The organism is Afipia massiliensis (assembly GCF_014203115.1).
GTDB classification, from domain to species: Bacteria; Pseudomonadota; Alphaproteobacteria; order Rhizobiales; family Xanthobacteraceae; genus Afipia; species Afipia massiliensis.
Genome location: NZ_JACHIJ010000003.1, coordinates 178570 through 205062, shown reverse-complemented (window position 1 = coordinate 205062; position 26493 = coordinate 178570). Strand labels below are relative to the sequence as shown.

Annotated in this window: 20 protein-coding genes; 13 read left to right on the top strand and 7 right to left on the bottom strand. The window is 63.7% G+C overall.

What is annotated here, in order from left to right; all coding sequences use genetic code 11:
- Positions 1–27: 27 nt before the first annotated feature.
- The 3 genes from fabI to fabA form a co-directional block, all read right to left on the bottom strand.
- Positions 28–840: an enoyl-ACP reductase FabI gene (fabI, locus tag HNQ36_RS10540; protein WP_184084564.1), complete on the bottom strand. Its 813-nt coding sequence runs from the start codon at positions 838–840 to the stop codon at positions 28–30.
- Between the two features lie 136 nt (positions 841–976).
- Positions 977–2200 carry a beta-ketoacyl-ACP synthase I gene (gene fabB / locus HNQ36_RS10535; protein ID WP_184084561.1) on the bottom strand — a complete coding sequence of 408 codons (1224 nt, stop codon included), beginning with the start codon at positions 2198–2200 and terminating at the stop codon, positions 977–979.
- Between the two features lie 111 nt (positions 2201–2311).
- Positions 2312–2842 carry a 3-hydroxyacyl-[acyl-carrier-protein] dehydratase FabA gene (gene fabA, locus HNQ36_RS10530; protein ID WP_046828297.1) on the bottom strand — a complete coding sequence of 177 codons (531 nt, stop codon included), beginning with the start codon at positions 2840–2842 and terminating at the stop codon, positions 2312–2314.
- 233 nt (positions 2843–3075) lie between these two features.
- Between fabA and irrA the strand changes: the two genes are divergently transcribed.
- On the top strand, positions 3076–3564 hold the full coding sequence (gene irrA / locus HNQ36_RS10525) for an iron response transcriptional regulator IrrA (RefSeq protein ID WP_184084558.1): 489 nt from the start codon (positions 3076–3078) through the stop codon (positions 3562–3564).
- 87 nt (positions 3565–3651) lie between these two features.
- On the opposite strand, the gene HNQ36_RS10520 is transcribed toward irrA, so the two are convergent.
- On the bottom strand, positions 3652–4185 hold the full coding sequence (locus tag HNQ36_RS10520) for an SH3 domain-containing protein (RefSeq protein WP_184084555.1): 534 nt from the start codon (positions 4183–4185) through the stop codon (positions 3652–3654).
- A gap of 305 nt (positions 4186–4490) precedes the next feature.
- Between HNQ36_RS10520 and HNQ36_RS10515 the strand changes: the two genes are divergently transcribed.
- Positions 4491–5495 (top strand): 2-hydroxyacid dehydrogenase, encoded by a 1005-nt coding sequence (locus tag HNQ36_RS10515; protein ID WP_184084552.1) that lies wholly within the window; start codon positions 4491–4493, stop codon positions 5493–5495.
- Between the two features lie 134 nt (positions 5496–5629).
- On the opposite strand, the gene HNQ36_RS10510 is transcribed toward HNQ36_RS10515, so the two are convergent.
- The gene (locus HNQ36_RS10510) at positions 5630–6430 is read right to left on the bottom strand and encodes a HesA/MoeB/ThiF family protein (RefSeq protein WP_184084549.1); all 801 of its coding nucleotides are present in this window, start codon (positions 6428–6430) and stop codon (positions 5630–5632) included.
- Between the two features lie 169 nt (positions 6431–6599).
- On the opposite strand from HNQ36_RS10510, the gene HNQ36_RS10505 reads away from it, so the two are divergent.
- Positions 6600–7985 (top strand): peptidoglycan-binding domain-containing protein, encoded by a 1386-nt coding sequence (locus HNQ36_RS10505; RefSeq protein WP_184084547.1) that lies wholly within the window; start codon positions 6600–6602, stop codon positions 7983–7985.
- 209 nt (positions 7986–8194) lie between these two features.
- Here HNQ36_RS10505 and mutM read toward each other — a convergent pair whose 3' ends face one another.
- Entirely contained in the window at positions 8195–9076 is an 882-nt protein-coding gene (mutM, locus tag HNQ36_RS10500) for a bifunctional DNA-formamidopyrimidine glycosylase/DNA-(apurinic or apyrimidinic site) lyase (RefSeq protein WP_184084546.1), read from the bottom strand.
- A gap of 15 nt (positions 9077–9091) precedes the next feature.
- The gene (locus HNQ36_RS10495; RefSeq protein ID WP_184084544.1) at positions 9092–9469 is read right to left on the bottom strand and encodes a glyoxalase superfamily protein; all 378 of its coding nucleotides are present in this window, start codon (positions 9467–9469) and stop codon (positions 9092–9094) included.
- A gap of 290 nt (positions 9470–9759) precedes the next feature.
- On the opposite strand from HNQ36_RS10495, the gene ubiE reads away from it, so the two are divergent.
- The 10 genes from ubiE (at position 9760) to addA (ending at position 26314) form a co-directional block, all read left to right on the top strand.
- Entirely contained in the window at positions 9760–10521 is a 762-nt protein-coding gene (gene ubiE, locus HNQ36_RS10490; RefSeq protein WP_184084541.1) for a bifunctional demethylmenaquinone methyltransferase/2-methoxy-6-polyprenyl-1,4-benzoquinol methylase UbiE, read from the top strand.
- Complete coding sequence (gene ubiB / locus HNQ36_RS10485; protein ID WP_184084538.1) at positions 10518–12086, top strand: 2-polyprenylphenol 6-hydroxylase; 1569 nt, start codon at positions 10518–10520, stop codon at positions 12084–12086. The genes ubiE and ubiB overlap by 4 nt, the downstream gene beginning before the upstream one ends.
- Before the next feature lie 75 nt (positions 12087–12161).
- Entirely contained in the window at positions 12162–13580 is a 1419-nt protein-coding gene (gene coaBC / locus HNQ36_RS10480) for a bifunctional phosphopantothenoylcysteine decarboxylase/phosphopantothenate--cysteine ligase CoaBC (protein ID WP_184084535.1), read from the top strand.
- The gene (dut, locus tag HNQ36_RS10475; protein ID WP_184084532.1) at positions 13577–14035 is read left to right on the top strand and encodes a dUTP diphosphatase; all 459 of its coding nucleotides are present in this window, start codon (positions 13577–13579) and stop codon (positions 14033–14035) included. Before coaBC ends, dut begins: the two co-directional genes overlap by 4 nt.
- A 152-nt stretch (positions 14036–14187) precedes the next feature.
- Positions 14188–16704 (top strand): PAS domain-containing sensor histidine kinase, encoded by a 2517-nt coding sequence (locus HNQ36_RS10470; protein ID WP_184084529.1) that lies wholly within the window; start codon positions 14188–14190, stop codon positions 16702–16704.
- Positions 16701–18224: a tRNA (adenosine(37)-N6)-threonylcarbamoyltransferase complex ATPase subunit type 1 TsaE gene (gene tsaE, locus HNQ36_RS10465; protein ID WP_184084513.1), complete on the top strand. Its 1524-nt coding sequence runs from the start codon at positions 16701–16703 to the stop codon at positions 18222–18224. Before HNQ36_RS10470 ends, tsaE begins: the two co-directional genes overlap by 4 nt.
- Positions 18225–18362: 138 nt before the next feature.
- Positions 18363–18686, top strand: a complete 324-nt coding sequence (locus HNQ36_RS10460; RefSeq protein WP_184084499.1) for a PilZ domain-containing protein — start codon at positions 18363–18365, stop codon at positions 18684–18686.
- 171 nt (positions 18687–18857) lie between these two features.
- The gene (locus HNQ36_RS10455; RefSeq protein WP_184084496.1) at positions 18858–19580 is read left to right on the top strand and encodes a nucleotidyltransferase family protein; all 723 of its coding nucleotides are present in this window, start codon (positions 18858–18860) and stop codon (positions 19578–19580) included.
- Positions 19581–19661: 81 nt separating this feature from the next.
- A complete protein-coding gene (addB, locus tag HNQ36_RS10450; protein ID WP_184084493.1) occupies positions 19662–22799 on the top strand; it encodes a double-strand break repair protein AddB in 3138 nt (1045 codons plus the stop codon).
- Positions 22796–26314: a double-strand break repair helicase AddA gene (gene addA / locus HNQ36_RS10445; protein WP_184084490.1), complete on the top strand. Its 3519-nt coding sequence runs from the start codon at positions 22796–22798 to the stop codon at positions 26312–26314. The genes addB and addA overlap by 4 nt, the downstream gene beginning before the upstream one ends.
- Positions 26315–26493 lie beyond the last annotated feature (179 nt).

Here is a 26493-nt window from a genome sequence, read left to right as displayed (position 1 = left end):
TGGCTTCCGCCGCTGCGGGCGTCGGCTTCAGCCTTCCGTCTCGCCGGAGGCCTTCAGCGCATCGGGATGCGGCATCGAGATGATGTTGTAACCGGAATCGACGAAGTGGATTTCGCCGGTCACGCCGCCGGACAGGTCCGACAGCAGATAGAGGGCCGTGCCGCCGAGTTCGTCGAGCGTAACGCCCCGCCCCAGCGGCGAATGCTTCTGCTGGAACGCAAACATCGCGCGCGAATCGCCAATGCCCGAGCCGGCGAGCGTGCGCACCGGGCCTGCGGAGATCGCATTGACGCGAATTCCGTTGCGTCCGAAATCCGCCGCGAGATACCGCGTCGATGCCTCCAGCGCCGCCTTGGCGACACCCATTACGTTGTAGTTCGGCATGACGCGGGTCGATCCACCGAAGGTGAGCGTCACGATCGAGCCGCCGTTCGGCATCATTTCCGATGCGCGCTTCGCCACTTCGGTGAACGAGAAACACGAGATCACCATGGTGCGCGAAAAATTCGCGCGGGTGGTGTCGGCGTAGCGGCCCTTGAGTTCATTCTTGTCGGAGAAGCCGATGGCATGAACCAGGAAATCGATCGATCCCCACTTCTCCTTCATCGCGGCGAAGGTCGCATCGACGCTGGCGATGTCCTCGACGTCGCAAGGCAGGATCAGCGGCGCGTTCAGAGATTCCGCCAGCGGCTTGACCCGTTTGCCGAGTGCGTCGCCCTGATAGGTGAAGGCAAGCTCTGCGCCCTGGGCATGAAGCGCTTTCGCGATGCCCCATGCGATCGAGTGATCGTTGGCGACGCCCATGATGAGCCCGCGCTTGCCTTGCATCAGTCCAGACATGTTCGGATTTCCTCTATCGTCATGGCCGGGCTTGTCCCGGCCATCCACGCCTTAAAGAACGATCCTGAAGACGTGGATGCCCGGGACAAGCCCGGGCATGACGGTCATCGGATAAACAAAATATCGACAATCAAACTCACGCGTCGAGCCGCTTGAACACCAGCGTCGCATTGGTGCCGCCGAAGCCGAAGGAGTTCGACAGCACAGCACCGATCTTGGCGCCGTCGATGCGCTTGCGCACGATCGGCATATCGGCGAACACCGGATCGAGCTCCGTGATGTTCGCGCTTTCGCAGATAAAACCGTTGTTCATCATCAGCAGCGAATAGATTGCTTCCTGCACGCCGGTCGCACCCAGCGAGTGTCCGGTCAGCGACTTGGTCGCAGAGATCGGCGGACACTTGTCGCCCGTGCCGAACACATTGCGGATGGCATTGATTTCCGGCGGATCACCTGCCGGCGTCGATGTTGCGTGCGGATTAATGTAGTCGATCTTGGTGTTGACGGTGGAGAGCGCCATTTTCATGCAGCGTTCGGCGCCTTCGCCCGATGGCGCAACCATGTCGTAGCCATCGGAGGTCGCGCCGTAGCCGACGATCTCGCCGTAAATACGCGCGCCGCGCGCCTTGGCATGTTCAAGCTCTTCGAGCACGACGACGCCCGCGCCGCCGGCGATCACGAAACCATCGCGGCTGACGTCATAGGCGCGCGAAGCCGTGGCCGGCGTATCGTTGTACTTCGAGGACATCGCGCCCATCGCGTCGAACAGCACCGAGAGCGACCAGTCGAGCTCCTCGCAGCCGCCGGCGAAGATGACATCCTGTTTGCCGATCTGGATGGTCTCGTAGGCATTGCCGATGCAGTGGTTCGACGTGGCGCAAGCCGACGAGATCGAGTAGTTCACGCCCTTGATCTTGAACCAGGTCGCCAGCGTCGCGGATGCCGTCGACGACATCGCCTTGGGCACCGCGAACGGGCCGACGCGCTTGGGTCCCTTGCTGCGGGTAATATCAGCAGCCTCGACGATAGTGCGGGCTGACGGGCCGCCGGAGCCCATGATGATTCCGGTGCGCTCGTTGGACACGTCGGAAGCCTCAAGGCCCGAATCCTGGATCGCCTGCTCCATCGCAATGTGATTCCAGGCGGCACCTTCGCCCAGAAACCGCATGGCACGGCGGTCGATGACATCGGCAGGATTGAGCGTCGGCGCGCCCTGGACCTGCGACCGGAAGCCGAGCTTCGCGTATTCTTCCGCGCGCGTGATGCCGGACTTCGCCTCGTAGAGACTCGCAAGCACTTCCTGAGTGTTGTTTCCGATGGAAGAGACAATGCCCATCCCCGTGACCACAACTCGCCTCATGATCCCTCGCCTTTAGTTGCTGCGCTTTGATGTCCGCGCCTTCGACTGCCCGCGCCGGTTCTGTATCCGGCAAATGTGAAGCTCTATCCTCGTGAGCCTATCAACCTTGCATCACGTTCCCGGCTGCATTGGGGCGTCCTGCTGGAATAACCCGACCTTCAGATCCTTGGCGCGATAGATGATCTCGCCGTCTGCCGACAGAGTCCCATCCGCGACGCCCAACACCAGCTTCGAACGCATCACGCGCTTGATGTCGATGTTGTACACGACCTTGGTGACATGCGGCAGAACCTGCCCCGAAAACTTCAGTTCGCTCAGGCCAAGCGCCCGGCCACGACCAAGACCACCGGACCAGCCAAGAAAAAAGCCGACCATTTGCCACAGCGCATCAAGCCCGAGGCAGCCCGGCATCACCGGATCGCCTTTAAAATGGCACCCGAAAAACCACAAATCCGGTTTGACCTCGAGTTCGGCACGGATCAGGCCCTTGCCGTACTCGCCGCCGGTGTCGTTGATCTCCGTGATCCGGTCGAACATCAGCATGGGCGGCAGGGGCAATTGGGCATTGCCAGCTCCGAACAGCTCGCCCCGGCCACAGGCCAGGAGCTCTTCGTAGGCATAGCTGTTCCGGCGGTCTTTCATCTGGATCCCTTATTTTGGCATGCCGGTCCTGCGGCTACCTTGCCGGACCTCTAACATAGGCCCATCGAGGGTCAAAGTGGCCGGAACAGCCCGATTCGGGGCCGTTTTTAACCTAGAATGATGCCAGCCAGTTGCGAAAAACTTGCATGTAACTGCATGCTTTCCTATAGTCTTGGCAACAGTCCCTTTTCAGCGGGCGGACCTGTGCCGCCCCTATGCGTATGAGTGACCTGATGGATGACGTTGTAACCACTGAGAGCAAGCGCGACGAACTGCATGCCCACCCCCATGGGCACGCACCGGCGCTTACCGGATGTCCGTGGCATGACGTCAACGAAATGTTGCAGTCAGTCGGTCTGCGTCCGACCCGTCAGCGCATGGCGCTGGGCTGGCTGCTGTTCGGCAAGGGCGGGCGTCATCTGACCGCGGAAATGCTCTACGAAGAGGCGACCCACGCCAAGGTGCCGGTCTCGCTCGCGACCGTCTACAACACACTGAACCAGCTCACCGAAGCCGGCCTGCTGCGTCAGGTCAGTGTCGACGGCACCAAGACCTATTTCGATACCAACACCAGCGCGCATCATCACTTCTACATGGAAGGCAATCACGAGCTGGTCGATATTCCAGATCCAAATCTCGTGCTGCAGAAGATGCCCGACGTGCCGGAAGGTTACGAGATCAGCCGCATCGACATGGTCGTGCGCCTGCGCAAGAAGCGCTGAAGACATCGAGTTTCGTCATTCAAGATAAAAAGGCCGGGCTAGCCCGGCCTTTTTTATTTTCATTTTGCGCGACCTACAGCGTGTCGCTCAGTTCACCTTCTCGTCGGCATAGACGCCCCAGAGCCGCTGCTGCTCGATCCAGCCATCGAAGCCGTTGCCGGTGATGCGGCACCAGCCGTCGTTGCAGCGCCTCACTGTGGCGACGACGCCGGCCTGGAGCTTGGCCGCGACAGCGCTGGTTGCATCGGCGCGGTCGTAGATCGGCGCCAGATCGTCCTTCTTCTTCATGGTAATGACCGCCGTACGTCTGCCCGACAGCAGCGAATGGTAGACCCAGCCTTCTGCCCCTTCCGAATCGCGCACGCGCCGCCAGTTCTCGAACTCGGCGGTGATTTCCACAGGCAGACCGGATCGCGTGTAGATCCAGGTGACGTCCTGATCCTTGGTGGGACCGGCGCGGACATTGACGTGGTCGGACTTCAGGCTGACATACCGCGGCACCGGCAGGCCGCTCGCCGTCGCCACCGCATCCTTGTCCTTGGCGGCAAGACCCGTCGCGCATGACACGACCCAGATCGCCAACCCCACCGCAAGCGACGCGAAAATTCGAACAAATCCCATAACAACGTTCCTTCGTGCGGTCCCCAGTGCCGCTCCCTGCCATCCGTGATGCGCTCTCGCATCCTGACCACCGCTGACCGCGCTTTCAGGAACCTTGGAGGGCCTTGGAAACCCTTGGGTTCTTGTCTTGGCGCGGCCTTCTGCTAGAGAGGGACCACGGGCCAAGCGCCTGAAAAGCTGCGAAAAGCTCACCGGACCGGCAACGAATTCCTACCTTCGAGCAAGTCGGTTAATGTGAATTGAACGGCCGGGCCCTAGCGTCCGGGAACGGCAAACCCCGCTTACGATCGAAGGGCTTCTGGAGAATGGTTTCGGGTAAGAAAAAGCCGCTGGTGGTGGTCACGCGAAAGCTGCCTGACAGCACTGAAACGCGCATGCGCGAGCTTTTCGATACCCGGCTCAACCTCGATGACACTCCCATGACCCCGGCGCAGCTCGCCGAAGCTGTTCGCACCGCAGACATCCTGGTGCCGACCGTCTCCGACGAGATCACCGCCGAGATTCTCGACCAGCCCGATGTCCGCCTCAAGCTGATCGCGAATTTCGGCAACGGCGTCGACAACATCGATGTGGCTGCGGCGCTTGCGCGCGGCATCATGGTCACCAACACGCCAAAGGTTCTGACCGAAGACACCGCCGACATGACCATGGCGCTGCTTCTCGCCGTGCCGCGCCGCCTGATCGAGGGCGCCTCGATCCTGACTGAAGGCAAGGACTGGCCGGGCTGGTCGCCGACCTGGATGCTGGGTCACCGCATCGGCGGCAAACGCCTCGGCATCATCGGCATGGGCCGCATCGGTCAGGCGCTGGCGCGCCGCGCCCACGCCTTCGGGCTGCAGATCCACTATCACAACCGCCGCCCGGTCGCCCCGCAGATCGAGGAAGAGTTGGGCGCAACCTATTGGGACAGCCTCGACCAGATGCTGGCGCGGATGGATTTCATCTCGGTGAACTGCCCGCACACACCCGCAACGTTTCATTTGCTGTCGGCGCGGCGGCTGAAGCTGATCCGCAAGGACGCCTACGTCATCAACACCGCGCGCGGTGAGGTGATCGACGAAGCGACGCTAACCAAGCTGATCGAGGACGGTGAGATCGCGGGCGCCGCGCTCGATGTGTTCGAAAACGAGCCTGCGGTGAATCCGAAACTGGTGCGGCTCGCCAAGGCCGGCAAGGTCGTGCTGCTGCCGCACATGGGCTCGGCGACACTCGAAGGCCGCGTTGAGATGGGCGAGAAGGTGATGATCAACATCCGCACCTTTCTCGATGGCCACAAGCCGCCGGACCGCGTCCTGCCCGGCGTGGCGTAGAGCGCACGATGTTCTGAACGCCGTCATCCTGAGGTGCGCGGCGCTTGCCGCGCCTCGAAGGGCGACGGCGAACACGCATCCTTCGAGGCTCGCCGAAGACGGCTCGCACCTCAGGATGACGTGTGATCGTTACGTTACTTATGCCCGCTCAAATCCGTAATCGTCGGCGTGTCGCCGTTGAGCGGATTTGACGGATCGCGGGCGTAACGCAGCGTCTCGAAGCGCATCGCGCGGGCGTCGATCATCACCAGGCGCCCCACGAGACTTTCACCGAAACCGACGATCTCGCGGATCGCCTCCAACGCCATCATCGAGCCGAGCACGCCGGCCAGCGCGCCGAGCACGCCCGCTTCCTCGCAGGTCGGCGTGGTGCCCGGCGGCGGCGCTTCCGGAAACAGGCAGCGATAGGTCGGATTCATGTTGCCGTTCGCATCCGTCCCGTGCGCGCGGATCGTGGTCAGCGACGCGTCGAACACGCCGAGCGCACCGGCGATCAGCGTTTTCTTCGCCAGATAGCAGGCGTCCGACACCAGATAGCGCGTGGCGAAATTGTCGGAGCCATCGACAACGACATCGTAGTTTCCGATCAGGTCCAGTGCATTCGCCGCATTCAGCCGCACCGCATGGGTGCGTAGCGTGACGTGCGGATTGAGCGCCAGAATCCTGTCGCCCGCGCTATCCACTTTCGGACGGCCGACATCCGGTGTGGCGTGAATGATCTGGCGCTGCAGATTGGACAGCGACACGGCATCGTCATCGACCACCCCAAGGGTTCCGATGCCCGCCGCAGCGAGATACATCAGCGCTGGCGCGCCGAGTCCGCCTGCCCCGATCACCAGCACGCGCGACGCCTTCAGCGCCGCCTGACCGGGGCCGCCGACCTCCCGCAACACGATATGGCGCGCATAGCGTTCCAGCTCTTCAGATGTCAGCATCCCGGTTTCATCACTCTCGCGTCAGCTATTTTTCCGCATCGGTCGAACCACAGCACTGATGTCGTGGACAAACGATCGCTACTCCAGCCTGATGCCCGAAAACCGGTATCCGTTTTTCGGGATCATGCTCTATGCTCGGATGCGCTTATTACCAGCAATGAGACCGTTCATGAAACTGCCGTTCGCCCTCACGCTGATGATGGCTGCCACGCTCGGCACCGCCGTGGCGCAGACGCCGGCCGCCAAGCAGCCGCCGCAGCCCAAGCAGGCGCCGGCGCAGATCAAGCCCAAGCCGGTAACGACAGTGCCGATCCGCCCGGCGGTGCAAACCCCGGTCGATACCGCCAAGGCGATGGAGCAGGCCGAGCGTCTTGCCATCCAGTCGGACCTGGCCTGGGTCAGCCTCTACAACGGCGTCATCAACGGCGAGGCCAGCGACCGGATGGTGTCCGCCATTAAGGCTTTTCAGAAAGACCACGGCGCCAAGGAAACCGGCGTGCTGAACGCGCAGGAGCGCGGTGCGCTCACAGCGGCCGCAAAGAAATTGCAGGACAATGTCGGCTGGAAGATCGTCAGCGACGCCACCAGCGGCGCGCGTATCGGCCTGCCGTCGAAACTGGTGCCGCTGATCGTCAGCGACGTCAACGGCACCAAATGGTCTTCCGCCACCGGCACTATCCAGATCGAATTCCTGCGCCGCAAGGAAGCTGGCGCAACCACCGCAACCGTCGCCGCCAGCGAGAAGAAGCTGAACGCGCGCAAGGCCGACTACAGCGTGGTGAAACCGGATTTCTTCGTACTGTCTGGATCGCAGGGCCTGAAGAAATTCTACATCCGCGGGCAAACGCGCAACGATGAAGTCCGCGTTCTCACCATCCTCTACGATCAGGCCACCGAAGGCACCATGATCCCGGTCACGGTGGCGATGTCGAGTGCATACAATCCGTTCCCCGGCAACGTGGCGCAGGCTGGCCCGCCGCCGCGCAAGAAGGTCGAGTACTCCACCGGCATCGTCGCCAGCACCGACGGCGCGATCGTTGCGGATCGTCAGAGCACCGATGGCTGCATGACCATCGCCGTGCCGGGTTACGGCAACGCCACCCGCGTCGCCGACGACGAGTCGCGCGAACTGGCGCTGCTGCGCATCTACGGCGCGAGCGGATTGAAGCCGCTGGCGATGGCTGGCAACGGCGCGACGAAACCCAATGTCAACGTCACTGGCATTGCCGATCCGCAAAATCAGGGCGGACGCAATGCGGTGACAACCGTCACTGCAACTGCAACGCTCGCGGTTACCGACACAACGCTCTCACCTGAGCCGGCGCTGGGCTTCTCCGGCGCGGCGGCGCTCGATAGTGACGGAAAGTTCGCTGGCATTGCCCGGCTGAAACCCGCGATCGTCGCCGGGCCAGTAGGCACGCCGCTGCCGTCTCAGGCTCTGCTCGTGTCCGCGGAAGCCGTGCGCGACTTCATGAAGGCGAAAGGCGTCACGCCCGCCTCAGGTGCGTCCGATGCCAAGGCATCGGTGCTACGGCTGGTGTGCGTGCGGAAGTAACTCGGCGCTGGCGGCGGAGAACGTGTGATTGCACTGCAATCACCTTGCGCCCAGGCGGGAAAATAGCATGCACCGTTTCGTCACCGTGCCGCCTTATGCGCCGGAGTCTGTCACCATTCTGCCATTTCGTCCGCGCGGCGATTTCCGCCGGCGTGGGGACGACGTGTTGAGACGTTGCGGATGCTAGGCGTTGTTCAGAAGGGTCTGATCTACTTCTGGCAAGTCTGGCACCAGAACGTCGACCGGCCGTTTTGCGTAAATCGCTTCACGGTCCCTCGGCATTTCGGTGTCTTGCAGGATTCGCCTTCGCGGTCATAGACCAGAAACGAATGCTGGAAATATCCAAGCTCGCCATCGGTCTGGCGATGATCGCGCAGCGACGAGCCGCCCGCCTTGATTGCCGCGTTCAGCACGGTGTGGATCGAACCGACCAGGCGTTTGGCATGATCGGTAGCGGCGCCACTGCGCGACGCCAGCGTCGAGGCTTCCCGCTTCGGCGACAGGTGCGAGCGGAACAACGCCTCGCAGACATAGATGTTGCCGAGACCCGCGACCACGCGCTGGTCCAGCAACGCAGCTTTCAACGACGTTTTCTTGCCGGCACAGGACTGGGCCAGCATCGCAGCATCGAATTCGTTGCCGAGAGGTTCGGGCCCGAGGCCACGCAGCAGCGGCTCGGCATCCATCTCCAAACGCGGAACGATCTTCATGTAACCGAAGCGGCGCGGATCGTTGAACGAGATCATGGCGCCGGACGCCATGTGGAACACCACGTGATCGTGGGTCCGGTTTTCGCTGCGCGGATAGTGGAAGTCGCCCGGCGTGCTCTCGCCCTCGGGAAGCGTCACGCGGAACGAGCCGGACATGCCGAGATGCATCAGCAGCACGTCGCCGCTTTCCATGTCGGCCATCAGATATTTCGCACGGCGGCCGAGGCCGCTGACCATCCTGCCTTCGAGACGTGCGACGAAATCCTTCTGGAACGGAAACCGCAGACCGTCGCGGCGTGTCTCGACGCGCGCGATCCGCTGCCCCTCCATCACCGGCTGCAAGCCGCGGCGGACGGTTTCGACCTCGGGTAGTTCAGGCATCGGCAACCCCGGTCATCACGACGGCTTGTTCTCTTCTGAGAAGGTGATGTGATTTGAGAATGGATCGTACACGGTCATCGTCGTCGCGCCCCAAGGCTGCTTCTCGAGGCCCGGACGCATGTAGTTGTAGCCCTTCGCCGCGAGTTCGGCGTGGTAATCGGCAAGTCCGACCGTGTCGATGGTGATATGAACACCGGGCGAACCGTCGCCGTGATGCTCACTGAGGTAAAGCTGGATCCCGCCGCGCGAAATCCCCATGAACAGCGGCAGTGTCGGCTCAAAACGGTGCTCGAAATCGACCTTGAAGCCGAGATAATCGAAATAGAATTCGCGCGCCTTGGCGATATCGAACATCCGCAGGGTGGGAATGACTCGGCTGAACTCGATGGGCATGGGCAACCCCTAGTGTCCTGAATCCGAAGTTCGCTTCATTTTGCAGCACCTGCTGGAGCGAACTTCGGATTCAACAGGACACTAGCAACTATAGATTCTAGTGTGGTTTTGGTTCGCAAGCCCGCAAAAGAACGCGCCGAAGACACGATGCGGACTTGCGAACCACCACACTAGGCAATTTGCGCATTAACCTTGACGCCTCAGGCCTGCGCTTTCCGACAGGGTATGTAGCGCGCTCCGGCGTGACAGGCTATGGTCCCGCCGCAAAAAGCCGCTTGGATAGGCAAAGTATGGAACGGCCTGACGGAACGACGCATTTCGGTTTCCGGGATGTGGAGCTTGGCGAGAAACAGACGCTGGTGAACGAGGTGTTTCACAGCGTGGCAAAGCGCTACGACCTGATGAACGACCTGATGTCGGGCGGCATGCACCGGCTCTGGAAAGAAGCGATGATCACCGCGCTCAACCCGCCGCGGACAGACGCGCCGTTTGCGCTGCTCGATGTGGCCGGCGGCACCGGAGATATTTCTTTCCGCGCGGCCAAGGCCGCAGGCCACGGATTCCAGGCTACCGTCTGCGACATCAACACCGAGATGCTCGCCGTCGGCCGCGAGCGCGCGGTAGCGCAGCATCTCGATCATCAGGTGTCGTTCGTCGAAGGCAACGCGGAAGCGCTCGCCTTCCCGGACAAGAGCTTCGACGCCTACACCATCGCTTTCGGCATTCGCAATGTGCCGCGCATCCCGCTTGCGCTCAGCGAGGCCTATCGTGTGCTGAAGCCCGGCTCGCGGTTTTTGTGTCTGGAGTTCTCATCCGTCGATGTGCCCGGCCTCGACAGAATTTATGACCTGTTTTCGTTCAACGTGATTCCGCAGCTTGGCCGCGCGGTCACCGGCGATGCCGAATCCTATCGCTATCTGGTCGAATCGATCCGGCAATTTCCGAAACCCAACGCCTTCGCCGACATGATGCGTGCCGCCGGTTTTTCGCGCGTCAAATACGACATCATGTCCGGCGGCATTGTCGCGCTCCATTCAGGCTGGCGTTTGTGATTTCTGCTCTCACTCATACCCTGAGACTGGCGCGCGCGGGCTACGTGTTCGCGCGCGAAGGCGTGTTCGGCTTCGCCGATCCCTCCACCATGCCGCCGCAGGCGCAGTTCGCGGTTCGCATGGCGCGGCTGATCGAACGGCGCGGCGCCGCCACCAGCGGGCGGCTATCCCGCGCGCTGACGCGGCTCGGTCCGACGTATGTTAAGCTCGGCCAGTTTCTCGCCACCCGGCCCGACGTGGTCGGCATCACGATGGCGCGCGATCTGGAGAACCTGCAGGACCGCCTGCCGCCGTTTCCGCAGGCGCAGGCGGAGGCCGTGGTTGTCACTGCGTTCGATAAGCCTGTGTCTGAGGTGTTTGCGAGCTTCGGCGAGTCGGTCGCCGCCGCCTCCATCGCGCAGGTGCATCGCGCCGAAGTGGAAAAGGACGGCGTCCGCACGACCGTTGCCGTGAAAGTGCTGCGACCGAATGTCGGCGGCCGGTTTCGCCACGATCTTAGCGACTTCATGTTTGCTGCGCGCAAGATCGAAGCTATCTCCTCTGAAGCGCGGCGGCTGCGCCCGGTCGAGATCGTCGATACGTTGTCGCGGTCGGTTGCGATGGAAATGGACCTGCGGCTGGAAGCCGCCGCGCTGTCCGAGATGGCGGAGAACACCCGCGACGATCATGATTTCCGCGTGCCGTCGGTGGATTGGGACCGCACCAGCCATCACGTGCTGACCATGGAATGGATCGACGGCATCGCGCTGAACGATCGCGCCAAACTTGAAGCCGCGCAGATCGATCTGCCGGATCTCGGCCGCAAGGTGATCCAGAACTTCCTGCGCCATGCGTTGCGCGACGGCTTCTTCCACGCCGACATGCACCCCGGCAATCTGTTCGTCGACGACACCGGGCGGCTGGTCGCGGTCGATTTCGGCATCATGGGACGGCTCGGCCTGAAGGAGCGCCGCTTCCTCGCAGAGATTCTTCTGGGCTTCATCACCCGCGACTATCACCGCGTCGCCGAGGTGCATTTCGAAGCGGGCTATGTGCCCGCACATCATTCGGTGGAGAATTTCGCGCAGGCCATCCGCGCCATCGGCGAGCCGATCCACAACCGCGCCGCCGACGAAATCTCGATGGCGAAATTGCTGTCGCTGCTGCTCGAAGTCACCGGCCTGTTCGACATGCGCACGCGGCCTGAACTGATCATGCTGCAGAAAACCATGGTGGTGGTGGAAGGCGTGGCGCGCGGCTTCGACCCCAAACTCGACATCTGGACTACCGCTGATCCCGTGGTGCGCGAATGGATCGCGCGCAACCTCGGCCCGCTCGGTCAGATCGAAGGTGTCGTGCACGGCGCCGGCGACCTCGGCAAGGTGCTGGCCGGCCTGCCAGCGATTGCCGCGCGATCGGTCGCCGTGCTGAACCAGTTCGACCAGATGACCCGCGACGGGCTGGTGCTGGCGCCTGAAACCGTCGCCGCCATCGGCAAGGCCGAGGCGAAACGCACCCGCTGGCAGACAGCGGCGCTGTGGGTGATCGCGTTGACCTTCCTCGGCATTCTCTGGAGCATCCGATAAATTGATGGCATTGCAGTCATGATTTGATTGCAATGCTATCGTTTGCTATGAATGACGCTCGTTTAGGAGCATGTCATGGCCAGCCTGACCGTCCGCAAACTCGATGAAGCCCTCAAAGCCAGCCTCCGGCTGCGCGCCGCCAAGGCCGGCCGCTCGGTGGAGGATGAGGTCCGGATGATCTTGCGCGAGGCTGCCGAGCCTCAGGCCGTCAAACCTCCATCAGGCCCCGCGCGAAACCAGCCGCACCGGGCCCGCGCCTCGTCCGCGACCGATCTCCCACGGGTCACGCTGATCATCGGCGGCGGCATCGCCGCCTACAAGGCGCTCGATCTGATCCGCCGCCTGAAGGAGCGCGACATCCATGTCCGCTGCGTCATGACCCGCGCCGCCCAGCAATTCGTCACCCCGCTCACCGCCGGGGCGCTGGCCGACGAGCGCTGCTACACGGATCTGTTCGATGCCCAGAGCGAGTTCGACGCCGGACATATCCGCCTCGCCCGCGATACCGACCTGATCATCGTCGCACCCGCCACCGCCGACCTGATGGCCAAGATGGCGCAGGGCCATGCCGATGACCTTGCCACCGCGATCCTGCTCGCGACCAACCGTCCAGTGCTGGTGGCGCCTGCGATGAACCCGCTGATGTGGGCCAACGTCGCGACCAAGCGCAACGTCGCGCAACTCGCGCACGACGGCGTCAGCTTCATTGGTCCGAATTCCGGCGAGATGGCCGAAGCCAACGAGGCCGGCGTCGGCCGCATGTCGGAACCAACCGAAATTGCCGTCGCCGCAGAGGCGATGCTGCGCCCGCCGCAAACGGGGCCGCTTGCAGGCAAGAAGATCCTGATCACGGCTGGCCCGACCCACGAGCCGATCGATCCGGTGCGCTATATCGCCAACCGCTCCTCCGGCAAGCAGGGGTATGCCATCGCTGCCTCCGCCGCCGAGGCCGGTGCGGACGTGACGCTTATTTCTGGTCCGGTCGATCTGGACGATCCCACCGGCGTCCGCGTCATCCGTGTGGAGTCCGCGCGCGACATGCTGGCGCAAGTGGAAGCCGCATTGCCTATAGATATCGCGATCTTCGCCGCTGCCGTGGCCGACTGGCGCATCGCAAATGCCGGCGAGCAGAAAATCAAGAAGACCGCGAGCGGCATGCCGCCGCTGCAATTGGTGGAGAACCCGGACATTCTCGCCACGATCTCAAAACACCAGCAAAACCGGCCACAACTGGTGATCGGCTTCGCCGCCGAAACCCAGAATCTGATTGAGAACGCGACATCGAAGCTGAAGCGCAAGGGCTGCGACTGGATCGTCGCCAACGATGTGTCGCCTGCGTCCGGCGTGATGGGCGGCGACCGCAACACCGTCCACATTCTCACGCGGGATAACGCCGAGGTCGCGGTTGATTCCTGGCCGGTGATGACCAAAGAGGAAGTCGCCGACGCGCTCGTCGCAAAAATCGCCAGCACGATAGGACAACAGAATTCATGACGACTGCCATTGCCGTCGATATCCAGCGCCTGCCGCATGCCGAAGGCCTCGCGCTGCCGGTGTATCAGACCGCGCATGCCGCGGGCCTTGATCTTCTGGCGGCGGTTCCCGAGGACAAGCCGCTGACGATGCAACCGGGGCAGCGCGCGCTGGTGCCGACCGGGCTGATGATCGCGGTGCCGCCCGGCCATGAAGCGCAGGTGCGGCCGCGCTCCGGACTCGCACTCAAGCACGGTGTCACCGTTCTCAATTCGCCGGGCACAGTGGATGCCGATTATCGCGGCGAAGTTTCAGTGCTTTTGATCAATCATGGCGACGAGCCATTCACGATCAGGCGCGGGGAACGCATCGCCCAGCTTGTCATCGCTGCCGTGACGCAGGCAAATCTTGTGACAGTTGCATCGCTGTCGCCCACCGATCGTGGCAGCGGCGGGTTTGGTTCCACCGGGCGGTAGATCGATCCTCGCGGAGGCTCGAATCGCACCGCACAATCGCTCACGCAGCCATTATTTTGCAGCGCGATTCACGTTCACGATCTGGACTCTTACCCGGCGACTCCTGTTGAGGATATTGTCGTTCGATTCGTGTGCGGCAGTTGGGATAGATCATGTCAGGCGTGATCGAGGGGATGCGGCGGACCTTGCTGTCGTGCACTTCGATTGTGCGCGGAGGCGCGGTCGGCCTTGGCGCGGCGGCCCTGTTCGGCATCGCGCCCGCTTTTGCACGCGACGATGTCTTCCAGAACGCGCTGACGCTCCTCGCAGCCATCGACCGGCAGGAAGTTGCCGCACTGAGCGTCGCAGCTGCGGTCCTTGGATTTTCCGTAGTCGCGGCGATCCTGCTGATGCGCACCCGGCTGCGCGCTGCACACATCGAATCGCGTTTGCTGTCGGATAATCAGGCGCTGCAGCTCGAGGCGGATCGCTTTCGCGCGCTGCTGTTCGCCGAGCCGCAGGTGCTGATCTCATGGGCCGCGGGCGAAGACCGTCCCGACATCAGCGGCGATGTGGCCATGCTGATGCCGCAAGGCGCTGACCCGTTCAACCCGCAGCGGCTCCTCGCCTTCGGAAGCTGGCTGCTTCCGGAACAGGCGCTTGCGATGGATCACGCCATCGACAACCTGCGCGAGGCCGGCGAAGGCTTTCAGCTCAATCTGTCGACAGCCGCCGGGCGCACCATCGAGGCGATGGGCCGCGCCATCGGCGGGCAGGCCATCGTCCGGATCCGCGAACTCTCCGGGGTTCGGATGGAACTCGCCGAACTCAGCATCCGGCACAATCATCTGCTGGAAGAAACCGGCGCACTGCGCGCCTTCGCCGAGGCTGTTCCGCTTCCGGTCTGGGCCCGCCGCAGCAACGGCGCGCTCAGCTTCGCCAACGCCGCCTACGCGCAGGCGACCGATGCAGCCTCGGTCTCCGACGCCATCGAACGCAATCTCGAACTGCTCGATCACGACGATCGCGCCAACATGGCGCGGGCGCTCGCGGACAGAACCGCCTTCGAAGCACGCGTTCCGATTGTGACCGGCGGTCAGCGCCGCATCTTCGACATTCATGCACTCAACGTGGCGGGCGGCAGCGCCGGGATCGCCGTCGATGCGACCGAGGCCGCGAGCCTGCGCGCGGCGCTGGAACGCATGGCGGAAGCCCATCGCCGCATGCTCGACCAACTCTCGTCAGGCGTGGCCGTGTTCGACGCATCCCGGCGGCTAACATTCTACAACGATTCCTACCGTCGGCTTTGGGATTTCGACCGCGCGTTCCTCGATGACAATCCTGATGATTCCAGCGTGCTCGACAAGCTCCGTGTCGCCCGCAAGATTCCCGAACAACCGGACTTCCGCGCCTGGAAGAACAAACTGTTCGAGGCCTACCGCGCTATCGAGCCCGCCAAGGACACCTGGTACCTGCCGGACGGCCGCGCGCTCAGCGTCGTCACCGCGCCCAATCCGGAAGGCGGCGTCACCTACCTGTTCGACGACGTTACCGAAAGCCTGAAACTCGCGCGGCAGAACGACGGCCTGATCCGCGTCCAGCGCGAAACGCTGGACAATCTGGCGGAAGCGGTCGCCGTGTTCGGCAGCAACGGTCGCGCACAGCTGTTCAATCCGCCCTTCGCGCGGATGTGGAAACTATCCCCGGAAGCGCTGGCGCAGCAGCCGCATATCGAAGCCATCGAGCAGTGGTGCCGGCCGTTGTTCGACGACGACGCAACCTGGCAGACCCTGCGCGCCGCCATCACCGGCATCGACGACCGGATTTCGGTTCCGCTCAAGCTCGAGCGCAAGGACGGCAGCGTCATCGACTGCACCACCATGCCGCTGCCCGACGGCGCGACCATGCTGACCTTCCAGGACGTCACCGACACCGTGAACGTCGAGCGAGCACTGCGCGAGCGCAACGAAGCGCTCGAAGCCGCCGACCAGATGAAGATCGACTTCGTTCATCACATGTCCTACGAGCTGCGCGCGCCGCTGACGTCGATCATCGGCTTCGCGCATTTCCTCGGCGATCCGTCGACCGGGCCAATGACGCCGAAGCAGAGCGAGTATCTGAGCTACATCACCACCTCGACCGATGCGCTGCTCGCCATCAGCAACAACATTCTCGATCTCGCCACCATCGATGCCGGCGCCATGAAGCTCAATCTCGGGCCGGTGGATCTGCGCAAGACCGTCGATGAGGCGACCGCAGGCATCCAGGATCGTCTCGCCCGCGAGAATATCCGGCTCGATGTCCACATCGATCCCGCCATCGGCGATTTCGTCGCCGACGAACGCCGCATCGTCCAGGTGCTTTACAACCTGCTCGCCAACGCCGTCGGCTTCTCGCCGCCGAACAGCGCGGTGGCTCTGCGCGCGCGGCGCAGCAACGCCAGCGTGGTGTTTTCCGTGTCCGATTCCGGCCCCGGTATTCCGGAAGAGGTCAAGGACAAGGTGTTCGACTGGTTCGAGAGCCATGCCAACGGATCGCGCCATCGCGGCGCAGGCCTTGGCCTGTCGCTGGTGCGATCCTTTGTCGAACTGCACGGCGGCAAGGTTCATGTCGACTCGGTGGTCGGCAAGGGCACAACTGTGACCTGCGAGTTCCCCGTCGACCAGTCCTTTCGCAATGCTGCTGAATGAGCGACCTCTCGACATTCCATGCCGCACTGGCGAATGAGACCGCCACCGGCCAGTTGATGGCCGACCTCGCGCTGCTCCTGAGCGCGGGCGACGTCATCACCCTGTCGGGCGATCTCGGCGCCGGCAAAACCGCTGCCGCACGCGCGCTGATCCGTTATCTCGCGCAAGACGACGATCTGGAAGTGCCGAGTCCGACGTTCACGCTGGCGCAGACTTACGATCTGCCGTCGTTCCCGCTGCTGCATGCCGATCTCTATCGCGTCAACGATCCGGACGAACTGGAAGAAATCGGATTGTCGCCGCTGCCGGACGGCACCGTGGCGCTGATCGAATGGCCGGAACGCGCGCCGCAGATGCTGCCGCCGGACCGGATCGATATCGCGTTCAGCCATCGGCCGTCGCTCGGCACCGGTGCGCGCGCCGCCGAGATCACGGGCTACGGCAAGCTGACCGCGAAAGTCGAACGGCTGGCATCGCTGCGGCGCTTCCTCGAACTTGCAGGCAGCCTGGAGGCCAAACGCCAGCGCATGCCGGGTGATGCTTCGACGCGGTCGTATGCGCGGCTGGTCAAAGGCGATCAAACGACCATCCTGATGAACTCGCCGCGCCGCCCCGACGGGCCGGCGCTGTACGACGGCAAATCCTACAGCGAGGCGGTCCATCTCGCCGAGGATGTCAGGCCGTTCGTCGCCATCGCCAACGGACTGCGCGAGCGCGGCTATTCCGCACCGGCGATCCATCATGCCGATCTGGATGACGGCTTCCTTATCACGGAGGATTTCGGCGGCGATCTTTTCATCGAAGGCGATCCACCGAAGCCTATCGCCGAACGCTATCAGGCCGCGGTGGATATGCTGGCAGCCTTCCATCAGGAACAACTGCCCGACGTGCTGCCGCTCGCGCCGCACCTCGACTACATCGTACCGCCGTTCGACGACGCCGCGATGATGACCGAAGTCGGGCTGATGCCGGAATGGTATCTGCCCGACAAAGGCGTGACGCTGACCAGCAACATGCATGCGGATTTTCTGCTGATCTGGGGCGATCTGTTTGCGAAGCTCGCGGACACGCCGAAGACCTGGATGTTGCGCGACTTCCACTCGCCCAATCTGATCTGGCTCGCGCACCGCAGGGACATCGGGCGCGTCGGCCTGCTTGATTTTCAGGACGCGGTGATGGGTCCCGCCGCTTACGATCTGGTCTCGCTGCTGCAGGATGCACGGATCGACGTGCCCGAAAGCATCGAGATCGCGATGCTGACCCGCTACGCCAAGGAACGGCGAGCCGCCGATTCCGCTTTCGATCCCGCCGCCTTCGTCCAGCAGTATGCGATCATGTCCGCGCAGCGGAATACACGGCTGCTCGGTACCTTTGCCCGCCTCAACCGGCGTGACGGCAAGCCGCAATACTTGCGGCATCAGCCGCGGGTGTGGATATACCTCAATCGTGCGCTCGCCCATCCGTCGCTGGAAATATTCCGCGAGTGGTGTACCGCCCACGTCCCCCCGCCCGCGACCTGACCAAAGCGGCTGTTTTGACGGCGTTGCCTTTACCGGTTGTTAGCCAGCCAGCCGGTAATTTGGGTTCCGACGACTGTGCAGCGCAGCCCCGGCGATGCAACGCGGACGATCGATAAATTGCGAGCGGAGTGACATTTTATGGCAGCTGAACGACGTGTGGGCGACCGCGTGGTTTTCGAGCGCGGTTTTGCAGCTCACCTGATGGGCATTGACGGGACCTGGCGGCGCAATTGTCTGGTTGAGGATATTTCCGAGACCGGCGCGAAGCTGACCGTCGAAGGCTCCGTCGAAGGCCTGAACCTCAAGGAATTTTTCCTGCTGCTATCCTCGACGGGTCTGGCCTACCGCCGCTGCGAACTGGCCTGGGTCAATGGCGAGCAAATCGGCGCAGGATTCCTGAAGCCCGATGCCAAAAAGAAGCCGGCCCGACGCCCTTCAGGCTCACAGGTCGTGGAAATTTAACACTGCGGCCGGCGAAAATCCTCTCCGGCCCCACAGTCGCACCGCTGTCACAAAGTGCCATTACAGCCTGAGCCGCCGGCGCGCGGCGCCGATTCGGATGCTATGCTCGGCATCCGCCAGTTTCGCGAGCGGCCCAAGGATCGTCGCGGGCCAGTTGAGATGCACAGCAATATGCCTACCAAACCCGTTTCAGCCATGGTTCTCGCAGCCGGTCTCGGCACCCGCATGCGGCCGCTAACGGACAAAATGCCGAAACCGCTGGTGCCGGTTGCCGGCAAGCCGCTGCTCGATCATGTGCTCGACCGGCTCGCGGAAGCGGGCGTGACCACCGCGGTGGTCAATGTCCACTACCTCCCCGACCAGATCGTCCAGCATGTCCAAACCCGTCAGTCGCCGCACGTCGTGATCTCCGACGAACGCGATGTGGTCCTCGGCACCGGCGGCGGCGTGGTGAAGGCATTGCCGCTGCTCGGCGATGCGCCGTTCTATCATCTGAACGCGGATACGATGTGGATCGACGGCGTGCATCCCAATCTGCTTCGTCTTGCAGACGCCTTCGATCCGGCGCGGATGGACATCCTGCTGCTGATGGCGCCAACCGCGAACAGCATCGGCTATGCAGGGTCGGGTGACTACGCGATGCTGACCGACGGCGCCCTGCGCAAACGCAAGGAGCATCAGGTGGTGCCGTTCGTCTATGCCGGCGCCGCGATCATGTCGCCCGCGATTTTCGCGAATGCCCCCTCCGGGGAATTTTCCCTGACAAAGATGTTCGACGCTGCCAACGAACAGGAGCGGCTGTTCGGATTGCGGCTCGATGGCCTCTGGATGCATGTCGGCACACCCGACGCCGTCGAGGCCGCGGAAGAAGCCTTGCTCGCCAGCGTGGCTTAAACGCGTCCAAATCGCTCCCGCGCAAGACTCCCCTCGCCCACCCTTCACATGCCATGATGCCGATCCCGAATCGGAATTTTCATGCGCGTTTTCAACGTCCCTCCATCTGCGCCGTTTCTTCACACGGTGATCTCCGCGCTTGTCGATGGCCGGCTCGTCGCGGGATTTGACGCGCGCGCGAATCCCGAACGGCTGGCGGACGCCACGCTCTATCTGCCGACGCGCCGCGCCGGCCGCATGGCGCGCGAAGTGTTTCTCGATGTACTGCAAACCGACGCCGTCGTGCTGCCGCGCATCGTTGCGCTGGGTAGTGTCGACGAGGATGAACTGGAATTCTCCGACGACGGGCAGCTTGGCGGTCCGGAAGCATCCGTTCTGCCGCCGAAGCTGGACGACCTCGAACGCAGGTTGACGCTGGCGCGGCTTGTCGCCGCCTGGGCCAAGCTGCAGCCAGCCTCGCTCGTCGTCGGCAGTCCCGCATCGACCCTCTCGCTGGCCAGCGACCTGGCGCGACTGATGGACGACATGGTCACGCGCGGCGTCGGCTGGGACGCGCTCGACGGCATCGTGCCGGACGAACTCGACATCTATTGGCAGCACACGCTGAAATTCCTGAAGATCGCAAAGGAAACCTGGCCCGCATACCTCGCGCAGATCGAACGTATCGAACCCGCGGCGCGGCGCGACATGCTGATCGCCGCGGAAGCAAAGCGACTCGCGGCCAACCAAAAAGGTCCGGTGATCGCGGCGGGCTCCACAGGTTCAATGCCCGCCACCGCGAAGTTCCTGCAAGCCATCGCGCAGCTGCCGCAAGGCGCCGTGGTGCTACCGGGGCTCGACACCGATCTCGACGACGCGGCATGGGAATCGATCGGCGGCGCCGTGAGCACCGGCGACATCCTTGCGACACCCGCGGCCTGGAGCCATCCACAGTTCGCGTTGCACGGGCTGCTCGCACGGTTCGGCATCAAGCGCCGGGACGTCGAGCCGCTCGCGGCTTCCTCAGCTCACGGCCGCGAGGTGCTGACATCCGAGACGATGCGCCCCGCGACATCGAGTGAAAAGTGGCACACGCAACTCGCCGATAAAGCGATCGCGCAGCGCATCGCGTCCGGCACCGAAGACCTGGCTCTGATCGAAGCCGCCAATCCCGAAATGGAGGCGCTGGCCATCGCGGTGGCGATGCGCGAGGCGCGCGAACACAATCTCACCGCGGCGCTCGTCACACCGGATCGCGCGTTGGCGCGCCGCGTGATGGCGTCGCTCGGCCGCTGGAATCTCGCCTTCGACGATTCCGGCGGCGATTCCCTGATGGATACTTCTGCTGGCATTTTCGCGCGGCTGGCGGCACAAACCGTCGCGGAAGAACTTGCACCTCCATCCTTGCTGGCGCTGCTGAAACATCCGCTGTTCCGGCTCGGGCAGGCGCAAGGCGCTTTCACCAAAGCCATCGGCGATCTCGAACTGGCGCTGCTGCGCGGTACGCGGCCTGCCGCGGGCAGCGAAGGACTGGCGCGGGATTTCGCGCGCTTCCGCACCGAGCTTGGGAAACTGCGGCGCAAGGAACCATCCGCGATCCACCGCTCCGAGCCGCGCGCGCAACTCGATGAGGTGTCGCTCGATGCCGTGCAGGCGCTGATCACCGATCTTGCAGCGGCCTTCAAGCCGCTGGAAGATCTGCGGCCGGGCAAGCCGCATGACCTTATCGACTATGCGACGCGTCACCACGATGTGCTCAAGCGCCTGTCGGGCGATGACAACGGCATCCCTCTCGCTTTTGAGGACTCCGATGGCAGCGCGCTGTCGAAGGCTTTCGACGATCTGTTTCAGGCCTGCGGGATATCCGCCGACGACAAACCCGCGCCAAGCGGCCTGACGCTCGCCCCCCGCGACTACCCGGATGTATTCCAGACTGCGTTCGGCGACCGCATCGTGCGCCGGCCGCAGTCGGTCGCGTCACTTCGCATCTATGGCCCGCTCGAAGCGCGGCTCACCGAATGCGACCGCGTGATTCTCGGCGGTCTCGTCGAAGGCGTGTGGCCACCCGCGCCGCGCGTCGATCCGTGGCTGAGCCGCCCGATGCGGCATCAGCTCGGTCTCGATCTGCCCGAGCGACGCATCGGATTGTCGGCCCATGACTTCGCGCAATTGCTCGGCACCCGCGACGTCATCCTGTCGCGCGCGGCGAAAGTCGGCGGCGCGCCTGCGGTCGCCTCTCGCTTCCTGCACCGGATGGAGGCCGTTGCGGGAAAGGACCGTTGGGCGCGCGTCAAGGACAAGGGCGGCACCTATGTCCGCTATGCTAACGAACTCGATCGGCCGGATAATGTCGTGCCGATGCCGCGTCCGGAGCCGAAGCCGGATGTCGCGCTTCGTCCGCTCAGCATGTCTGTCACCGAAATCGAGGACTGGCTGCGCGATCCTTACACGATCTACGCCAAGCGCATTCTCAGGCTGACCCCGCTCGATCCGGTGGACATGCCGCTGACGGCGGCAGATCGCGGATCGGCCATCCACGAAGCGCTGGGAGAATTCACCGCCCGGTTCGCAACCGGGCTTCCGGACGATGTGGCCGGTGCCTTGCGCGAAATCGGCAGCACGCACTTTGCACCGCTGATGGAGCGACCCGAGGCGCGCGCCCTGTGGTGGCCGCGATTCCTGCGCATCGCCGACTGGTTCGCCGGCTGGGAAGCGCGGCGGCGAACGGAGGTTGTCCGCGTCGATGCCGAAATCCGCGGGGAGATTCCAATCCGTCTGGGCAATAATCGCACGTTCAGGCTCTCCGCACGCGCCGATCGTATCGAACATCGCACCGACAACAGCTACGCGATCCTCGATTACAAGACCGGCCAGCCGCCGAGCGCAAAGCAGGTGCGTCTTGGCCTGTCGCCCCAGCTCACACTGGAAGCGGCAATCCTGCGCCGCGGCGGTTTCGACAATATTCCCGCCAGCGCGTCGGTCAGCGAACTGGTTTACGTCCGGCTCAGCGGCAACAATCCGCCGGGCAAGGCGACCGTGCTGGAATTGAAGCAATCAGCCGATGAAGCAGCCGACGAAGCCCTGCAAAAACTCGAATCCCTGATTCGCGAATTCGAGAATCAGGACACGCCCTATCGCTCCGTCGTCCTGCCGATGTGGGAGAACCGTTACGGCAACTACGACAACCTCGCGCGCATCAAGGAATGGTCCGCCGGCGGCATGGGGGACGACGAGGAATGAGCTCTCCGCGCAAGAGTATCCCGGATGCCGTGCGCGATGCGCAGGCGCGTGCGTCGAACCCGGAGGCATCCGCCTTCGTCGCGGCCAATGCCGGATCGGGCAAGACCCATGTGCTGGTCAATCGCGTCATCCGGTTGCTGCTCACCGGTGTCGCACCGGAGAAAATTCTCTGCATCACCTTCACCAAGGCCGCCGCCGCCAACATGGCGCAGCGCGTGTTCGAGACGCTCGGCCGCTGGGTCACGCTGCCCGACCGCGAGCTTGACGAGGCGATCCGCGCCATCGGCGCGCCTACAGCCACTGCGGAAGCTCGCCTGCGCGCACGCAAACTGTTTGCCGGCGCGCTGGAAACGCCGGGCGGGCTGAAGGTGCAGACCATTCACGCGCTTTGCACCCGGTTGCTCCAGCAGTTTCCGTTTGAAGCCAACGTGCCGGCGCGCTTCGCGGTGCTCGATGACCGCGACCAGACCGAAATGATGGAGCGCGCCAATCTCGCCGTGCTGCTGGAGGCCGCCCGCGCGCCCGAAAGCGCAGCAGGCCGGGCGCTCAACATCGCGATGTCCGCCGCCGCCGACGTGACCTTCAAGGACGTGGTGCGCGAGGCCTGCCTCAGCCGCGATCATTTCATCAAGTGGTCCGACAGCGCAGGCAGCTTTGAGGCTGCGCTGAAGCAAGTCACGCAGGCCCTCGGAGTCGATGCCGATGTGCGCATCGAAGACGTTGAGCGGGAGATCGTCGATGGTCCGAACCTGCCTTGCAGTGAGTGGCAGGCGGTCGCGGCGGCGCTCGATGGCGGCAGCGCGGCCGATGTCACGCAGGCCGAACGTTTCCGGATCGCCGACGGCCTCACCGACCGCACCCAGGTCGAGGCCTATCTCGATATCTTTCTGACGGAAGTGAAAGGCGTCACGGGACCGCGCAAGACCCTGATGACCAAGGCGCTCGCGAAGCTGCAGTCCGCGCTGGCGGCGCGGCTGGATGCGGAGCAGGCGCGCGTCCTTCAACTGGACGAGAAGCGGCGCGCGGTCATGCAGCGCGACCGTGCCCTGGCTCTTTTTGTGATCGCGACCACCGCGGCTCACAACTACCGTCGCGAAAAGCAGGAGCGCGGCCTGCTCGACTACGACGACCTGATCGACAAGACCTACGACATGCTGACCAACGTGTCGTCCGGCTGGGTGCACTTCAAGCTCGACCGCGGCATCGATCACGTCCTGATCGACGAAGCGCAGGACACCAGCCCGCGGCAATGGGACATCATCGATCGGCTCACCTCCGAATTCACCTCGGGTGCCGGTGCGCGCGACGGCGTTAAGCGCACGATTTTCGCGGTCGGCGACGAGAAGCAGTCGATCTTCTCGTTCCAGGGGGCTGCGCCGCGTGAATTCGACCATCGCCGCCGCGAGATGAAAGAACGGTTCGAGGCCGCCGGGCTTCGCTTCGATCCGGTGTCGTTCACCTATTCGTTCCGTTCCGGCGAAGGCGTGCTGCAGGCGGTCGCGAGCACCTTCAAGACATCGGAGATCTACAAGAGCATCACCACCGATCTTGACGGCATGCCGCCGCACATGGCGCTGCAGGACGCCGCCCCCGCGCTGGTCGATCTGTGGGAGATCGAAGTTCCCGATGCGCGTGACGACATTGAGGGCTGGCGCGCGGCGTTCGACGCCATCGCCGAGACCAGCCCCGAGGTGCGGCTGGCGCGGCGGGTTCAGAACGAAATCAAATCGCTGATCGGCGCGCGCACCATGACCGGCCCGCGCGACAAGCGCCGGCCGCTGCGGTACGGCGACATGCTTGTGCTGGTGCGGCGGCGCGGCCGCGCCTTCGACGCGATCATTCAGGCGCTCAAACATGCGGGCATTCCCGTCGCCGGCGCTGACCGGCTGAAACTGACCGAGCACATCGCGGTGATCGACCTGATGAACCTCGCCGATGCGCTGTTGCTGCCGCGCGACGATCTGGCGCTCGCCACGGCGCTGAAAAGCCCGCTGCTCGGCCTCGACGACGACGACCTTCAAATCCTTGCGCCGCATCGCAAGGGTACGCTGCGCGACGCGCTCACTGAACACGCCGCAACCAACAGCAAGATCGCGGCGGCGCTGACCCGGCTGGAAAATTACGAACAGCGGTTTGCGCAGGAGACGCCGTTTTCGTTCTACGCCTGGCTGCTCGGCGGCGATCGCGGCCGCGCGCGCATTCTCAAGCGGCTGGGACCTGAGGCCGACGACGCCATCGATGAATTTCTCGAACTGGCGCTGACCTATGAGCGGAAAGCGCCCGCCTCGTTGCAAGGCTTCATGGCGTGGCTGCGCGCCGCCGACACCGAAGTCAAACGCGACATGGAAATCGCGCGCGACGAGGTCCGCGTCATGACGGTGCACGGCTCGAAAGGTCTTGAAGCGCCCGTGGTGTTCCTTGTCGATACCACCACCTCGCCGGCGGACACCCAGCGGATGAATCTCATCCGCATGCCGCAGGGCAATGCCGCACCGAACGCACCGGCAGTCGTGCTGTGGGCCGGCAAGAAGGCCTACGATCTTCCTGTGGTCGCGGCCGCACGCGACACCATGAAAGCCGACACCGAAGACGAGTACCGGCGGCTGCTGTATGTCGCGATGACCCGCGCGGCGGATCGCCTGATCGTCGGCGGCGTGCTGCCGGGCAACATGCGATCGGTGCGGCAGCTGTCGTGGTACGATCTCATTCAAAAGGGTCTTGCGGACACCGACTCCGGCCTGCAATGCGAGATCATTGAAACCGGATTCGGGCCGGTGAAGCGCTATGCGCGCATCAAAGATGCCCAACCGCCGGCAGAGACCGCTGCACCGGTTCAGGAAATGCTCGCGCTGGAGCAATTCCCAAACTGGCTGAAAGTCGACGCGCCCAGGGAAACGCCCGCCGACATCCTGCTGCGTCCCTCCGATACGTCCGAGGCCGATGCGGAAGGCCGCGCGATCGTCTCCGACGAATCCCGCACCGCGCGCGAACGCGCGTTGAGGCGCGGAACACTGATTCACCGGCTGCTGCAATCGCTGCCCGATGTTGCCATCGAGCGGCGCGAAGGAGCCGCGCGCGATTTCCTTCAGCGCAACGCGCATCAATGGTTCACAGAAGACGAACGCGCCGCGCTCGCGCAGCAAGTGATCGCGCTGATCGAAACGCCCGTCTTCGCGCCCCTGTTTGCGCAAGGCAGCCGCGCCGAAGTCTCGATCGCGGGCCGTGTGGCGCGGCGCGGACGGCCGCCCGCGCTGGTGTCCGGCCAGATCGACAGGCTGGTGGTGACAACGAGCGATGTCCTGATCGTCGACTACAAGACCAATCATGCCCCGCCCCGCTCGGCTGCCGAGGCCCCGCAGGCCTATGTGCGGCAGCTCGCGCTTTATCGTGATGTGCTGCAGCGGCTTTACCCCGGACGGGAGGTGCGCTGTGCACTGCTGTGGACAGAAACCGCCGCCATGATGGAAATTCCGGCCTCCGCGCTGGACGCAGAGCTGCAATCGCTGGTTTCCTAGGCTCTGCCTGCCGTCCCAAGGCCCGAATGGCGGGGCTAACCCCTTGAATCGGGTCCCATTCCCGGCGCAGACCGGGCGGCGGCCGATGGAACACGTCGCGGTGACCAGCCTTGACCCCGCAGGGGCGCATTCATAGGTTGGTCATACGTTTCTTGCGCGCGATTCTTCAAACAGACCCC